Raw genomic sequence first — 13396 nt, 5'->3', positions numbered from 1 at the left:
ACGCGATGTATCGCGTCTCTCAACGGATTTCCCCGAACGAGTGACACCGGGTCCCGCCTCAGTCGATGACCGTGTAGCCCGCCTCGCGCAGGGCGCGGCCGACCTCGGCGCAGTGCTCCGGCCCCTTCGTCTCCAGGTGCAGCTCGACCTCCGCCTCCGTGAGCCCGAGCCGTGGATCGGTCCGTACATGGCTCACGTCGAGGACGTTAGCGTCCACCACTGACAACGCCCCGAGCAGCGAGGCGAGCGCTCCCGGCCGGTCCGTCAGCCGCAGCCGTACGGCCAGGTAGCGGCCCTGCGCGGCCATGCCGTGGCGCAGGACGCGCTGCATCAGCAGCGGGTCGACGTTGCCGCCGGACAGCACCGCGACGACCGGACCCTCGAAGCTGCCGGGATCGCCGAGGAGCGCCGCGACCGGGCTCGCGCCGGCCGGTTCGACGACCAGCTTGGCCCGCTCCAGACACAGCAGCAGGGCGGTGGAGAGCTGGTCCTCGGTGACCGTGCGGACCTCGTCCACCAGCTCGCTGATGATCTCGAACGGCACGTCTCCGGGCCGTCCGACCTTGATGCCGTCGGCCATCGTCGCCGGGTTGTCGATCGACATCGGCCGCCCGGCCCTGAGCGAGGGCGGGTACGCGGCCGCGCCCTCCGCCTGTACGCCCACGATCCGCACGTCGGGCCGCAGCGCCTTCACCGCGACCGCGATACCGGCCGCGACGCCTCCGCCACCGATACCGACGACGATCGTGCGCACCTCGGGGCACTGCTCCAGGATCTCCAGGCCGACCGTGCCCTGGCCCGCGATGATGTCCGGGTGGTCGAAGGGGTGGATGAACACCGCGCCCGTCTCGGCCGCGTACTCCTGCGCGGCGGCCAGCGTCTCGTCGACCACCTGGCCGTGCAGGCGCACCTCGGCGCCGTATTCACGGGTGGCGCTGATCTTCGGCAGCGGGGCGCCCTTCGGCATGAACACCGTCGCGCGCACGCCGAGCAGGGAGGACGCGAGGGCGACGCCCTGCGCGTGGTTGCCGGCGCTCGCCGCGACGACTCCGGCGGCACGCTCCTCGGGCAGCAGTCCGGCGATACGGACGTACGCGCCGCGCAGTTTGAAGGAGCCCGTGCGCTGGAGGTTCTCGCACTTGAAGTGGACCGGCGCGCCGACCAGCTGGGACAGATGCCTGCTGCCCTCCATCGCCGTCACCCGTGCCACGCCCGAGAGCATCTTCTGGGCGCCCCGAACATCGTCGAGGGTCACGGGCCGAAAGGAGTCAGCCGTGCTGTAGCTCATGACTCAAGCATCGCAGTTCACAGGCGGGAAGCTCGGCTGTGACCAACCTCCGAGACTGGTTTGCGCAGCCCCGGTACGGCCCGCCTTCCAGCCGCGTACTCTGTCCCCCATTCCAGACCACCCTCATGAAGCGAGCCTCCGGCCATGCCCACAACACCTGAAATGTCGATGGACATGACGACCGTCGGTGACACCGGTCTCCTCGACACGCTGCAGCACGAGGTGGCGGTCTTCGCCCGCCGTGCCGAACAGACCCGGCTCGGCGGAGTCGGCCAGGTGCGCAACTCCATGGACCGCGCCGCATACCTGCTGCTCAACCGCCTCGACAAGGAAGGCCCGATGGGCGTCAAGGCGCTCGCGGCCAGCATGGGCATCGACTCCTCGACGGTGACCCGGCAGGTGGCTCCACTGGTCGACACCGGGCTCGTCAAGCGCACCTCGCACCCCGAGGACGGGCGTGCCGTGGTGCTTCAGCTGTCCCCGCGCGGGATGTCGCGGCTGGAGGAAGTGCGCTCCTCAAGGCGTCAGTTGATGGCCGAGCTGACACACGACTGGGCGCCGGAGGAGCGCGAGGCGTTCTGCACGCTCCTCACGCGCTTCAACACCGCCCTGTCCACGCGGATGGCGGCCCAGGGCGTTCCCGGCCCCGAGGCGTCCTCGCCGGCGTAGCCGGTCCGGCACGCGCGTGTACGTGCCGGTCCGGCACGCGCGTGTGCCCGCCTGCCGCGCGACTCTTGACCGAAAGGCCACCCCTGCCCTCATATGAGATCGGGACCGCGTCAGGCGGGAGGCTCGGTGCGATCACGGCAGGCGTCACAGGGCGTCCGCCGGGCCCGTGAGTTCGAGGCGTTCGTCGCGGGCGCGGCAGGACGGCTGCTGCATGCCGCCACGCTGCTCACCGCGGAGGCACCGGACGCCAACCCTCGCGCGCAGCGGCTGCTGACGCTGGCCCTCGCGCACACGTACGCGTGCTGGGACCGACTGCGCGGCGAGGACCCGTACAACCGCACCCGCCAGTTCCTGGCCACCCGTTTCGCGCGCACCGCCTGGCACCAGTACGGCGGTCTCGGCCGCGGCCGCCCGCACCCCGCCGCCGCGCTGGCCGGCCTCAGCCCGCAGGAACGGCTGATCCTGGTGCTCCGGTTGTACGAGGGGGTCGCCGAGGAGCAGACGGCGGCGCTGCTCGGCCTGCCGCCCGACCGCGTCCGCGCTATCTGCGACCGTGCGACGACGAACCTGCTGCACCCGCCGCCGGACCGGCCGCGGAGGGTGGTCGGCGCGAAGGTGGCGCACCCGTGAGGGCCCGGACGAGCCCCGTCCGCGCGGACGCCGACGGCCACGCGCGCGTGGGCGCAGGGAGGTGGCGTCGGTGAACCGGCCCGAGCGTGAGGCCTCGGCGCGGCGGATCATGGAGTCCGTGCCGCCGCCGGTGCCGCCCGAGCTGTACGCGGAGGTGATGCGCCGCGGGGCCCGCATGCTGAAGCGCAGGATGATCGCCCGGCGGCTGATGTGGCTGCTGTTGTGTGCCGCGGCCGTGGCGTTCGTGGTCTGGGCCCTGATGGCCCGCCCGTGGGTGGAGCCGCCCTCGCAGACGACTCCCCCGTACACGGGCTGGTGAGAGCCCCTCTTCGGGCTCTCCCTCGCTCCCGCTCGGCTAGCCGAGCGCCTGCTGGAGGTCCTCCAGGAGGTCCTCGACGTTCTCGATGCCCACGGAGAGGCGCACCAGGTCGGCCGGCACCTCCAGGGCGGAGCCGGCGGCGGACGCGTGCGTCATCCGGCCGGGGTGCTCGATCAGCGACTCGACGCCGCCCAGGGACTCGCCGAGCGTGAACACCTTGGCGCGGTTGCAGACCTCGACGGCCGCCTCCTCACCGCCCGCGACCTGGAACGACACCATGCCGCCGAAGGACCGCATCTGCTTGGCGGCGACCTCGTGACCCGGGTGGTCCTCCAGGCCCGGGTACAGGACGCGCGTCACGCGCGCGTGCCGGGTCAGCATGTCGGCGACCTTGGTGGCGTTCTCGCTGTGCCGGTCCATGCGCACCGACAGGGTCTTGCTGCCGCGCAGCACCAGCCAGGAGTCGAAGGGCCCGGCGACCGCGCCCATCGCGTTCTGGTGGTACGCCAGTTCCTCGCCGAGGGCCTCGTCGGCGACGACCAGCGCACCGCCGACGACGTCGGAGTGGCCGCCCATGTACTTCGTGAGGGAGTGCACGACGACGTCCGCGCCGAGCGCCAGCGGCTGCTGGAGGTACGGCGTGGCGAAGGTGTTGTCGACGACCAGCTTCGCGCCGGCGTCCCGGGCGATCTGCGCGACGACGGCGATGTCGGTGATGCCGAGCAGCGGGTTGGAGGGGGTCTCCACCCACACGGCCTTGGTCTTCGAGGTGAGGGCGGCCCGTACGGCGGACGGATCGCTGGTGTCGGCGACCGACCACTCCACCCCCCACCGGGAGACGACCTTGGCGAACAGCCGGAAGGTGCCGCCGTACGCGTCGTTGGGGATGACCACGTGGTCGCCGGGGCTGAGCAGCGTACGCAACAGGCAGTCCTCGGCCGCCAGTCCGGACGCGAACGCGAGCCCGCGGCGGCCGCCCTCGAGGGCCGCGAGGTTCTCCTCCAGGGCGGTCCTGGTGGGGTTGGCGCTACGGCTGTACTCGTAGCCCCCGCGCAGGCCGCCGACGCCGTCCTGCTTGTAGGTCGAGACCTGGTAGATCGGCGGGACGACCGCGCCGGTGAGGGGATCGGCGGTGTTGCCCGCGTGGATCGCGAGGGTCTCGAAGTGCTGACTGATGTGCCTGTCGCTCATGGGCACCGAGGGTAGTGCGCTCCGGGTCCCGGTGTCGGACGGCGAGACCCGGGGGCCTGTACTTCCGGGTTTTCCCTCGGTTCCGGAGAGGTGTCACCCGTGGTTGTCCACAGGTGCGGCCGACGGTTTTCCACAGGCCGCCGACCTGGTTCGCCAATTGTCGGTGGCGTCTGGAACGCTTGAGGCATGGAAATCCTCTGGGTCCTGATGGCTGCGGTCCTGATCGGCTTCGTGCTGCTCCCGTTCCTGCGGCGCAGGCGCGGCATGATCGAGCAGGTCCCGGCCGGCCACCCGGACGCCGCCGACCCCGCGAACTACGGCTTCGCACGCGAGGAGGAGCTGGACGTCCGCATGCCCGGCCCCGACAAGGACCTGCTGGACGTCCTCGACCTGGTGCAGCGCACACAGGACTACCGGGCAGCCTCCCAACTGCTGGCCGGCACGGAGGCGGCGGGCGAGTCGCGCTGGCAGCGCGTGCAGGCCTTCGCGGGTGCCGCGTCGCTGGAGCTCCAGCAGCGGCCGGGCGGGGTCGGTGAGACGCCGGGCGGGCAGTGGCTGCGGGTGTGGCGGGCCGAGCAGCCCAAGGACGCGGGCGGTGCGGCGGTGCACGCGGAGTTCCTGGTGCAGCAGGCGTGGCGGACGTCGACGCCGGGCACGGACGAGTTCCGGATCATCATGGAGGAGGCGAAGGCCGCCTGCGGCGACGCGGCGCTGCTCGCACCCGGCGACCCGGTCCCGTACATCGTCGAGCTGTCGGTGGCGCGTGGACTCGCCTACTCCCAGGCGGAGTTCGAGCAGCTGTGGCTGAAGATCCTGGACCGCGCCCCGTCCCACATGGGCGCGCATCTGGCGGCCCTGCACTACTGGTGCGAGAAGTGGCACGGCTCGCGCGAGCTGGCGTATTCCTTCGCGGAGGCGGCGGCCGCCCGCGCGCCCCAGGGCTCACTGCTCGCCGCCATGCCCCTGTTCGCGGTCTTCGAGCACCTCCCCGAGGTGAACCTGGTCAGCGGCTTCTACCAGAGCGAGGTCGTGACCAAGGCGATCCACGGTGCCCTCCACGCGGTCCACTCGGCCCGCCCGGACGACCCGATGCTCGCGCATGTACGTCACCTCCTGGTCCTCTTCCTGGTCCGCGCCGAGCGCTGGTCGGAAGCGATGAACCAGCTCATACACATCGACGGCCATGTCGGGGCCCTGCCCTGGACCCTGTCCGAGGACCCGGCGGCGGCGTTCGCGGTCTACCGCGCGCTGGCGGTGGCGGGCTACGAGGCGAACGGCGGCAGCCCGGCGACGCTGCCGCACTAGGCGGGGCGGGGTTCAAGTGTGAGCAGGGCGCCTCTGCGGGAGGCAGAGGGCCCGGTGTTCAAGGTGCGGGAAGGTGCCGGTCACGCGTCTCCGGTCCGGTCCGCTCCCGGGCGGTCGCTCACCTGCTTCACCGAGTTCGCCATCGCGGTGAGGGCATCGGGTCGTGGCATCGACAGGAGGGTGTCGAAGAGCTTGCTGTAGTGGGCGCTGGGGATGTGTGTGGGGCCGCTTCCCAGGTGTTCCAGGGCCGAGCGGGCGACGTCGTCCGGCGACATCAGGTCCTGAAGGGTGGAGGGGTCGACGCCCTGGAGGCGGGGTGCCTCGGTGTCCGTTGCTCCCGGGCAGAGGGTCAGTACGTCGACTCCGCTTGGGCCCAGTTCTGCCCAGAGGGCCTCGCCCAGCGCGTTCACGTAGGCCTTGGTGGCCGAATAGCCGGCCGAGTAGGGGCATCCCATGAGGCCTTCGACGGAGCTGGTGAAAATCACGCCGCCTTGTCCGCGTTGCGTCAGCCGCGGCGCGAGGCCGTGTGCGAGTTGCGTCGGCGCGTGGCAGTTGACGGCAAGCATCGACGCGAGGACCGCGGCGTCCTCCTGTCCGAATGCGCCCTTCACGCCGAATCCGGCGTTGCTCACCAGCAGGCCGACGTCCAGCTGTGCCACTGCCTCCAGGATCTCTCTGCCCGCCGCCGGATCAGCGAGGTCGACCGGCAGCACCGTGGGGTTGACGCCGTGGGTGTCCCGCAGTGTGCCGGAGAGTTCTTCGAGTCGATCGCGGCGACGGGCGACGAGCACCACGTCGAGTCCGCGGGCGGCCAGTTGGCCGGCGAAGGCCCGGCCTATTCCTGAAGAGGCGCCGGTGACCAGTGCCACCGGGCCGTAACGCTGCACGAAATCGTTCATGCGACATGACTCCGTTTCCCTGCCCGAGTTGAGGCGCTCGGCTCGTGGTCGAGCCTGTGGGCAGTATCGGATATCACGTTATCGGTGTGCTGACGAGGGACAGAACTCGGCTTTGGTTAAAGGTAGTTGGCCACTTCAATTTCAATGGAGCGATCGGTCCATTGAAGTGGCCAGGGCGCCCAAGAGCAGCGGCCACTCGCGTCGGGCGTTCGTCAGCCCGGACTCTGGGCCCGGCGGCGGCGCACGACGGCGAGCGTGCCCGCACCCGTCACCACTGCCACCGCGGCGGCCGCGCTCGTGATCGGCATCGTCGAGGAGCCGGTGTCCGCCAGGGTGTCTCCGTTCGTCGTCGTGCCGTCGCCGCCGGTCGACGACGATCCGCCGGCCGAGCCGTTCGATCCGGCCGATCCGCCCGAGCCGTTCGTCGAGCCGGTCGGCCCTCCGCCCGTGACGTCCAGCGTGATGTCGGCCTTGTCGTTGGCCTTGTCGGGGTCGAACGGCCGCGCTTCGGTGCTCAGCGCCACCGAGCCCTTGGCGTCCGCCACCCGCTTGTCGATCTTCAGCTTGAAGGTGTAGGTCTCTCGGCCGCCCTCGTTGGTGGCCGGCTGTCTCATGCCGCAGTGGTACGCCCCATCCTGGGCCCTGCAGAATGCGGCGGTCTTGACGACCGATGTTCCAGCGGGCGGCGTGATCACGACGCTCACGGACCGATCCCAGTACTCGGTCATGACCCAGGCGGGCCCGGCGTTGGTGAACTCCACCGTCATCGGCACCGTTTCACCGACGCTCCCCTTCAACGCCGCACCGGTCACCTGGTAGTCGGCCGTGTTGACGGTGGTGACGGGCACGTCGACGACTCGCGCGGTCCCCACGTCGCCCGCCGGCGCCTCGACCAGTTTCACCGCCGGCGCGGTTCCCGCCACCGGTGGAGTGCCGTTGTCGTCGACCCAGGGATCGCCGTCCCAGACACGCACACGCAGCTGGTCGTTGAGCGCGCGGTCCAGTGCCTTGACGCGGAGAGGCGTCTCGGTCGTGTAGACGGCGCCCGGCTCCGCCACCTGGTCGAACGCGCACGCCGCCGTCCACCGCTCGGGCATCTCGTCGTAGGGCCGGACGTGTTGCACCTGACAGTTGGAGGGCACCTCCGCGAAGTCGAGCCCCCGGGTGACGGAGTAGGAGACCCACACCTTCTCGGCCGGTACGGAGCTCTTGTTCGCGACGGTGACCGGCACGTCGAAGGTGCTCCCCGGTTTCAACCCGTCGACCGGTTCGACTCCTCCGACGACCAGTTCGGGTGCGGGGTCGTCGGCGGAGGCGGCGAAGGCGGCGGGAGCCGCGGCCAGCGCGATCAGGCCGGCAGCGACGGCGGCAGCGGCAGCGCCGAGGGCGGCACGGGAGACGCGACGGTTGTGCGGGGGCAACGGCATCAGCAGCGGCATCGGCATCGGGAGAACCTCTGTTGGAGCGTGGGCGAACAGACGGTGTTTTCCAGGAGAACGGATCTGCGCTCCCTAGACTCCTGCCGGTCCTGAACAGTTGCACGTCCGTCACGTCGAAGCCTGCTCAGCTGGTCGGGCCGTGGCGTCGCGTCACTCCCGGGAGCTCCCGGGCATCGCCGGTACGCAGGACGGCGGGGTGCCGGCGATCTTGCCGGCCTGGATGACGCCGCCCGCGTGGGCGGGGTCCGTGCGGGCCAACGGGAAGGCGACCAGCAGGTGTTGGCCGGCGGGGATTCTGTCGGGGCGGACGGAGAGGACCGGCTTGCCGCCCTTGGCCAGTTCGATGTGCCAGGTTTCGCGGGGGGCGTCGTCGGCGGTGGCGGTCGGGGGCTCGGTGCAGTCCGGGTCCCCGGCGTAGACGAGGGCCGGGACGCCCAGGCGGTTGAGGTCGCGTTGGAGGCGGGCCGTGTCGAGCAACTTGCCCGCCGCGTCGGTGATCGCGAGCCTGACGCGGCCGTCCTCTTCGCGTTGCAGGGTGTAGGCGGCCGTGGCGATCCTCGTGATCTTCTGCGGGTGCGATCCGGTGTCCGGTGCGGTGGCCTGGGCGGGCGTGGCGGGTTGGTGGGTGGCCACGATGGTGAGGATGACGCCGGCTGCGGCTGCAGCGGCGATGGCCAGGGACAGCCGGGGGCGCCTGGCCCAGCGCCGCCGACGCGATGCCGGGATGGGCGCGAGGTCGGTCGCGGCCGCAGCGACCGTGGTGCTGGTCCGCTCCGCCGCGAGGGCGGAGAGCTCGTCGCCGAGGCGTTCCCGGAAACCGGCGGGCGAGAGGGGGGTCGTGGTCATGATGCGTTCTCCAGGGCGGTGTCGGGGAGCTGGGCACGGTCGTCGTCCTGCTGGTGGCCACCGGTTACGGGGTGGTCGCCGGAGCCGTCGGCCGCCGCGCGCGACGCGCCCGGGCCCTCCGCCACCGCCCGCAGCGCACGCCGCGCCCGGTGCAGCCGCACCCGTACCGTCGCCTGGCTGAGGCCCAGGACCTGGGCGGCTTCCCGAGGTGTCAGGCCGTCCACCGCCACCAGGTCCAGCACCGCCCGCAGCGGCTCGCTCAGCGCGCTGTGCTGTTCGGCGAGTTCACGGACCGCCCGTTCGGCGTCGATCCGTTCCTCCAGGGCCGCCATGTCCTCCGTGTCGAGCAGTCGGCGCCCTTTCAGGCGGGCCACCGCGCCGAGTTCGCGGACCGTGCCCCGGCCGTGGGAGGCCACGACGTTGCGTGCGATGCCGTACAGCCAGGCGATCGGTGTTCCCCGCCCCGCGTCGTAGCGGTCGGCGGCCTCCAGGGCGGCGACGAAGACGTCGGCCGTGAGGTCGGCCGCCACGTGGGGGTCGGCGGTGCGGCGCGTCACGAATGTCAGCACGGCCTCGAAGTTCTCCTCGTAGAACGCCGAGAATCCGGCCGGGTCGCTTCCGGGCGGCGCGGGGCGTCGTCGGCCGCCGACGCCGGAACCCGAGGCGGAATCCGAGGCGCGATCGAGGTCGCGATCGGAATCGGGATCGGGATCGGGGATGGGATCGGGGATGGGCACCCGTTCCTCCAAAGGGGTCGGTCATCCTTGCACCCGTACTTGGCCGCAGCACGGCGGAGCGTTACATCGTGGCCCGCCGCGGATCCGGTCCCGCCGCCGGGGCACAAATTCGGTTGCTCCCCGGCACGGCGATGCGGGCTAATGCGAGGCATGGCTGACAAGGCTGAGGTGGCCGGCATGGCTGACATTCGGGGCTCGTACGACGAACTCTTCACCGCCGTGCCCAGTGCACTGGCCGAGCTGCTGGACGGCGGGGACGTCGGCGGGTCGGTGGCGGTGTTCGTGGACGGGGAACCCGTCGTCGACGTCTGGGGCGGGTTCGCCGACGCGGAGCGGACCGTGCCGTGGGAGCGGGACACGGTCGTGGGGGTCTACTCCGTGACCAAGACGATGACCGCGCTGTGCGCGCTGGTGCTGGCCGACCGTGGGGAGCTGGATCCGGACGCGCCGGTCGTGCGGTACTGGCCGGAGTTCGGGGCGGCGGGCAAGGAGAAGGTGCTGGTACGGCATCTGCTGTCGCACACCGCGGGGCTGCCCGACTGGGAGTGGCCGGTGGACGAGCTGTACGACTGGGCGACCGCCACGGGGCGGCTGGCCGGGGCGGCGGCGCAGTGGGAGCCGGGGAGCGCGGCCGGGTACCACTCGGCGACGCAGGGGTTCCTGGTCGGCGAGGTGGTGCGGCGGATCAGCGGGCGGAGCGTGGGTGAGTTCTTCGCCGAGGAGGTGGCGGGGCCGCTGGGCGCCGACTTCCACATCGGGCTGGGCGCCGAGCACGACCACCGGGTGGCGCTCACCGTCCCGCCGCCCGGCAAGGACGAGGACTACCTGGCGAGCGCACCCGGCGGCGGGGCGCGCGCGTCCGCCGCCACGGGACTGCGGGTGCGCGACGGCAACAGCCTCCGCTGGCGCCGCGCCCAGATCCCCGCCGCGAGCGGCTACGGCAACGCCCGTTCGGTCGCCCTCGTGCAGTCGGTGATGGCCTGCGGCGGAACGGTCCGCGGCACCCGCCTCCTCTCCCAGGCCGGCTGCGACCGCGCATGGGAGGAACAGTTCAACGGCGACGACCTGGTCCTGGGCATGCCGATCCGCTGGGGCCTGGGCTACGGCCTCTTCGGCACCACCTACGGCTGGGGCGGCTGGGGCGGCTCCCTCGTCATGATCGAACCCGAGTCCCGCATGGTGGTCGCCTACGTCACCAACCAGATGCGCGAACCCGCACAGGACCAACGCGGCCTGAACATCGTCATGTCCGCGTACGACGGACTCACGGGACTGCGGGCGTGACGACGGGTCGGAGGGCCTGGAATCTCACCACAGCGCCCTGACCCGTCCCCTCACCACGGCCCCCTGACCCGTCCCCTCACCACGGCACCCCCGTCCCGTCCCACGAGAAGAACTCCCCCGTCGGGCCGTCGTCCGGGAGGAGGGCCAGGCGTACGGCGCCCTGGGCCGCCTCCGCCGGGTCGCCGCCCGATGGCCTCGCGCCCGGGAGCAGGTCCGTGGCCCGGCGGCCCGGGGCCAGGGTGTTGATCTTGAAGCCTTCCTCGGTGAGGGTCTGGGCGTAGAGGAGGGTGAGGGCGTTCAGGGCCGCCTTCGAGGCTCGGTAGGCGGCGGAGCCCGGGGTGCCGGGGGTGAACTGGGGGTTGGGGCGGGTGCTCCAGGTCAGGGACGCCGTACCGCTGGAGATGTTGACGATCCGGGGGTGCGGGGAGCGGCGCAGGGCCGGGAGGAAGGCGTTGGTGACTTCCAGGACGGCGATCACGTTCGTGTCGTACGCGCGTCGGAACTCGCCCGCGTCGGACTCCGTCGGTGTGGCCAGGGACGGGTTGATGCCCGCGTTGTTGACCAGGACGTCCAGGCGGTCCACCCGTGCCGCGGCCGCCGCGATGCTGTCCGCGTCCGTCACGTCCAGGTGCAGCAGACGGGCGGCAGGGCCGATCTCCGCCACCGCCCGTTGCCCGCGCTCCGCGTCCCGTGAGCCCACGTGGACCGCGAAGCCCTCGGCCGCCAGCAGGCTCGCAATATGCAGGCCGATTCCCTTGTTGGCACCGGTGACGAGTGCAGTTCGATCGTTCATGACTGCAACGGTCCCCGGGGATGCACACACCCTGCCAGGGACAGCCTGTACCAGGCAGTGCAGTGAGGAGGTGGCGGATGGCCCGGCAGGAGTTGGCGCGCTTTCTGCGGGAGCGCCGGGCGGGGCTGCGTCCGGACGACGTCGGGCTGCCGGACTGCGAACCGCGGCGCACTCCCGGGCTGCGGCGCGAGGAGCTGGCCGAGCTGGCCCACATGTCGGTCGACTACTACGTACGACTGGAACAGGCCCGCGGGCCGAGACCGTCCGCCCGGATCCTGGACGGGCTGGCGGCGGCCCTGCGGCTCGGTCCCGCCGAACGCGACCACCTCTTCCGGCTCTCCGGGTCCGCCACGCCGCCCGGCGCCGGGCCGGTACGGCAGGTGCGGCCGCATGTCGTGCGGATGCTGGAACGGCTGCCGGAGACTGCGGCGATCGTCACCGACGCGGCGTACGGTCTCGTCGCCTGGAACCCGCTCGCGCAGAGCGTGTTCGGCGGCGACCTCGGCCTCGGCACCACCAACCTGGCCCGGCGCCGTTTCCTCGACGAGGGGCGGATGTACGGCAGTTCCAGCGTCGAGGAGTTCGGGCGGATCGTCGTCGCCCGACTGCGACGCGCCGCCGACCGCTATCCGCACGACCCCGCACTCGCCGCCCAGCTGGCCGAACTGCACGCCGGCAGCGCGGAGTTCCGGCGCCTGTGGGAGAGCCGCCCGGTGCACGCGCCCGGCCACCGCACCAAGACCGTCGACCACCCCACGGCGGGCCTCCTCCGCCTGAACTGCGACGTCCTCCTCGTCCCCGAGGACGACCAGGAGGTTGTCCTGATCACCGCTGACCCCGGCACCTCGTCGGCCCGGGCCCTGCGTGAACTCGCCGAGTGCGCAGCCGAGTTCGCCACCGCAGCCGCAGCCGCAGCCGGAGCCGGAGCCAAGTCCGAAGCTGAAGCCGTTGCCGCGGTCGGGGTCGCCCCCATCCCGGTCAGCCCGGCCGCCGCTCCGCCAGGAACTCCTCCCACGTCCGCTTCCCCACCTCCGCGCCCTCCAGCGTGAGGTTCTCCCCCGCCCGGTACACCCGACCCGCCTTCCCCGGCCCCCGGCGGGACGGGGAGCCCGGCCATCTTCTCCACCATCGTCAGGGTGAGGTCGTGGAACTGGGCCGCCCGCAGGGTCGTCCACGGAATGCCCGACTCGGCGATCGCCCGCTCCGAGTCCAGCTTGGTGCGCAGCCACGCCAGCGGGACCCGGTCCGCGCCGATGACCGAGATGTGGACCAGGTGCCGTACGCCCGAGGCCCGTGCCACCCGTACCAGGTTGCGGATCGCCTCGTCGTCGCCTTCCGGCCGCCCGCGAGGTGCAGGACGGTCTCCGGGACGGCTGTCACGACGCTGACGGCTCAGCACACGCACTTCGTGACCGGCCGCCCGCAGCAGCGGGAGGACATGGCCGCCCGGTGTTGGATCTCGCGTGGCGTCGCCGGCTCTCGCTCTTCGCCGGTCTGACGCCGCGCGCCGCGGTGATGTGACGGGCCCGCCGCCACGGCAACGCGAAAGACCCCGCCGGAAGACCCCGTCGGAAGACCCCGTCAGCCGCCGCTGCCGTAAGGCCTGGTGAGGATCTCCAGGTTGTGGCCGTTCGGGTCGTCGAAGTAGGTGCCGCGGCCGCCGTCGTTGTGGTTGATCTCGCCGGTGCGGTGGTGGTACGGGTCCGCCCAGTAGGTCAGTCCGGCTTCCCGGATGCGGCCGAAGATGGTGTCGAAGTCGTCCTCGGAGACCAGGAACGCGTAGTGCTGCGGTGTGATGTCGCCGGACGTGTCCATGTAGTCGAGCGTCACGCCGTTGGGGATCTCCACGGGGACGAAGGGGCCGTACTGCGGGCTCACTTCCAGTCCCAGGATGTCGGCGAGGAACTGGGCCGACGCCTTCTTGTCGTACGCAGCGACGATGGTGTGGTTCAGCTGCACGGTCATCGTGTGGGCCTCCTCACGACCAACATACTCC

13 protein-coding genes and 2 pseudogenes are annotated in these 13396 nt (G+C 71.7%); 6 read left to right on the top strand and 9 right to left on the bottom strand.

All coding sequences use genetic code 11. From position 1 onward, the window contains the following. Positions 1-58 precede the first annotated feature (58 nt). Positions 59-1288, bottom strand: coding sequence for a threonine ammonia-lyase (ilvA, locus tag ACQEWB_RS30410; protein ID WP_432836526.1), 1230 nt, complete (start codon positions 1286-1288; stop codon positions 59-61). Positions 1289-1450: 162 nt separating this feature from the next. On the opposite strand from ilvA, the gene ACQEWB_RS30405 reads away from it, so the two are divergent. From ACQEWB_RS30405 to ACQEWB_RS30395, 3 genes are all read left to right on the top strand, one after another. Next, positions 1451-1957 carry a MarR family winged helix-turn-helix transcriptional regulator gene (locus ACQEWB_RS30405; protein WP_432844095.1) on the top strand — a complete coding sequence of 169 codons (507 nt, stop codon included), beginning with the start codon at positions 1451-1453 and terminating at the stop codon, positions 1955-1957. Positions 1958-2083: 126 nt separating this feature from the next. Then, entirely contained in the window at positions 2084-2587 is a 504-nt protein-coding gene (locus tag ACQEWB_RS30400; RefSeq protein WP_432836524.1) for a sigma factor-like helix-turn-helix DNA-binding protein, read from the top strand. A 70-nt stretch (positions 2588-2657) separates the two neighbouring features. Continuing rightward, positions 2658-2906: a hypothetical protein gene (locus tag ACQEWB_RS30395; protein WP_432836522.1), complete on the top strand. Its 249-nt coding sequence runs from the start codon at positions 2658-2660 to the stop codon at positions 2904-2906. Between the two features lie 36 nt (positions 2907-2942). Here ACQEWB_RS30395 and ACQEWB_RS30390 read toward each other — a convergent pair whose 3' ends face one another. Next, positions 2943-4097 (bottom strand): cystathionine gamma-synthase, encoded by a 1155-nt coding sequence (locus ACQEWB_RS30390; protein WP_432836520.1) that lies wholly within the window; start codon positions 4095-4097, stop codon positions 2943-2945. 186 nt (positions 4098-4283) lie between these two features. On the opposite strand from ACQEWB_RS30390, the gene ACQEWB_RS30385 reads away from it, so the two are divergent. After that, positions 4284-5402, top strand: coding sequence for a hypothetical protein (locus ACQEWB_RS30385; protein WP_432836518.1), 1119 nt, complete (start codon positions 4284-4286; stop codon positions 5400-5402). Positions 5403-5482: 80 nt separating this feature from the next. Here the strand turns inward: ACQEWB_RS30385 and ACQEWB_RS30380 are convergent, their stop codons facing one another. From ACQEWB_RS30380 to ACQEWB_RS30365, 4 genes are all read right to left on the bottom strand, one after another. Beyond that, positions 5483-6301, bottom strand: a complete 819-nt coding sequence (locus ACQEWB_RS30380; RefSeq protein WP_432836516.1) for an SDR family NAD(P)-dependent oxidoreductase — start codon at positions 6299-6301, stop codon at positions 5483-5485. A gap of 212 nt (positions 6302-6513) precedes the next feature. Continuing rightward, positions 6514-7746: a hypothetical protein gene (locus ACQEWB_RS30375; RefSeq protein WP_432836514.1), complete on the bottom strand. Its 1233-nt coding sequence runs from the start codon at positions 7744-7746 to the stop codon at positions 6514-6516. A gap of 144 nt (positions 7747-7890) precedes the next feature. After that, positions 7891-8586: a hypothetical protein gene (locus ACQEWB_RS30370; protein WP_432836512.1), complete on the bottom strand. Its 696-nt coding sequence runs from the start codon at positions 8584-8586 to the stop codon at positions 7891-7893. Beyond that, positions 8583-9323: an RNA polymerase sigma factor gene (locus ACQEWB_RS30365; RefSeq protein WP_432836510.1), complete on the bottom strand. Its 741-nt coding sequence runs from the start codon at positions 9321-9323 to the stop codon at positions 8583-8585. The genes ACQEWB_RS30370 and ACQEWB_RS30365 overlap by 4 nt, the downstream gene beginning before the upstream one ends. A 177-nt stretch (positions 9324-9500) precedes the next feature. Here ACQEWB_RS30365 and ACQEWB_RS30360 point away from each other — a divergent pair, with 177 nt between their 5' ends. Continuing rightward, positions 9501-10607 (top strand): serine hydrolase domain-containing protein, encoded by a 1107-nt coding sequence (locus ACQEWB_RS30360; RefSeq protein ID WP_432836508.1) that lies wholly within the window; start codon positions 9501-9503, stop codon positions 10605-10607. Between the two features lie 76 nt (positions 10608-10683). Here ACQEWB_RS30360 and ACQEWB_RS30355 read toward each other — a convergent pair whose 3' ends face one another. Beyond that, positions 10684-11400 carry an SDR family NAD(P)-dependent oxidoreductase gene (locus ACQEWB_RS30355; protein ID WP_432836506.1) on the bottom strand — a complete coding sequence of 239 codons (717 nt, stop codon included), beginning with the start codon at positions 11398-11400 and terminating at the stop codon, positions 10684-10686. A gap of 77 nt (positions 11401-11477) precedes the next feature. Between ACQEWB_RS30355 and ACQEWB_RS30350 the strand changes: the two are divergent. Beyond that, positions 11478-12275 (top strand): annotated as a pseudogene (locus ACQEWB_RS30350) (helix-turn-helix transcriptional regulator); the annotation flags it as partial. A gap of 326 nt (positions 12276-12601) precedes the next feature. On the opposite strand, the pseudogene ACQEWB_RS30345 reads toward ACQEWB_RS30350, so the two are convergent. Next, a pseudogene (locus ACQEWB_RS30345) lies at positions 12602-12700 on the bottom strand (NAD-dependent epimerase/dehydratase family protein); the annotation flags it as partial. A gap of 281 nt (positions 12701-12981) precedes the next feature. Next, a complete protein-coding gene (locus ACQEWB_RS30340; RefSeq protein ID WP_432836504.1) occupies positions 12982-13365 on the bottom strand; it encodes a VOC family protein in 384 nt (127 codons plus the stop codon). Between the last annotated feature and the right edge of the window lie 31 nt (positions 13366-13396).

It is taken from the genome of Streptomyces sp. CA-249302, assembly GCF_050936785.1.
Classification (GTDB): domain Bacteria; phylum Actinomycetota; class Actinomycetes; order Streptomycetales; family Streptomycetaceae; genus Streptomyces.
Note: the sequence above shows the minus strand (reverse complement) of the source record. Positions and strands in the feature narration are given on the sequence as shown.

Coding starts and splice junctions, on each gene's coding strand:
- ilvA (WP_432836526.1), bottom strand. CDS start 1,288: ATGAGCTACAGCACGGCTGACTCCTTTCGGCCCGTGACCCTCGACGAT.
- ACQEWB_RS30405 (WP_432844095.1), top strand. CDS start 1,451: ATGTCGATGGACATGACGACCGTCGGTGACACCGGTCTCCTCGACACG.
- ACQEWB_RS30390 (WP_432836520.1), bottom strand. CDS start 4,097: ATGAGCGACAGGCACATCAGTCAGCACTTCGAGACCCTCGCGATCCAC.
- ACQEWB_RS30385 (WP_432836518.1), top strand. CDS start 4,284: ATGGAAATCCTCTGGGTCCTGATGGCTGCGGTCCTGATCGGCTTCGTG.
- ACQEWB_RS30380 (WP_432836516.1), bottom strand. CDS start 6,301: ATGAACGATTTCGTGCAGCGTTACGGCCCGGTGGCACTGGTCACCGGC.
- ACQEWB_RS30375 (WP_432836514.1), bottom strand. CDS start 7,746: ATGCCGATGCCGCTGCTGATGCCGTTGCCCCCGCACAACCGTCGCGTC.
- ACQEWB_RS30370 (WP_432836512.1), bottom strand. CDS start 8,586: ATGACCACGACCCCCCTCTCGCCCGCCGGTTTCCGGGAACGCCTCGGC.
- ACQEWB_RS30360 (WP_432836508.1), top strand. CDS start 9,501: ATGGCTGACATTCGGGGCTCGTACGACGAACTCTTCACCGCCGTGCCC.
- ACQEWB_RS30355 (WP_432836506.1), bottom strand. CDS start 11,400: ATGAACGATCGAACTGCACTCGTCACCGGTGCCAACAAGGGAATCGGC.
- ACQEWB_RS30340 (WP_432836504.1), bottom strand. CDS start 13,365: ATGACCGTGCAGCTGAACCACACCATCGTCGCTGCGTACGACAAGAAG.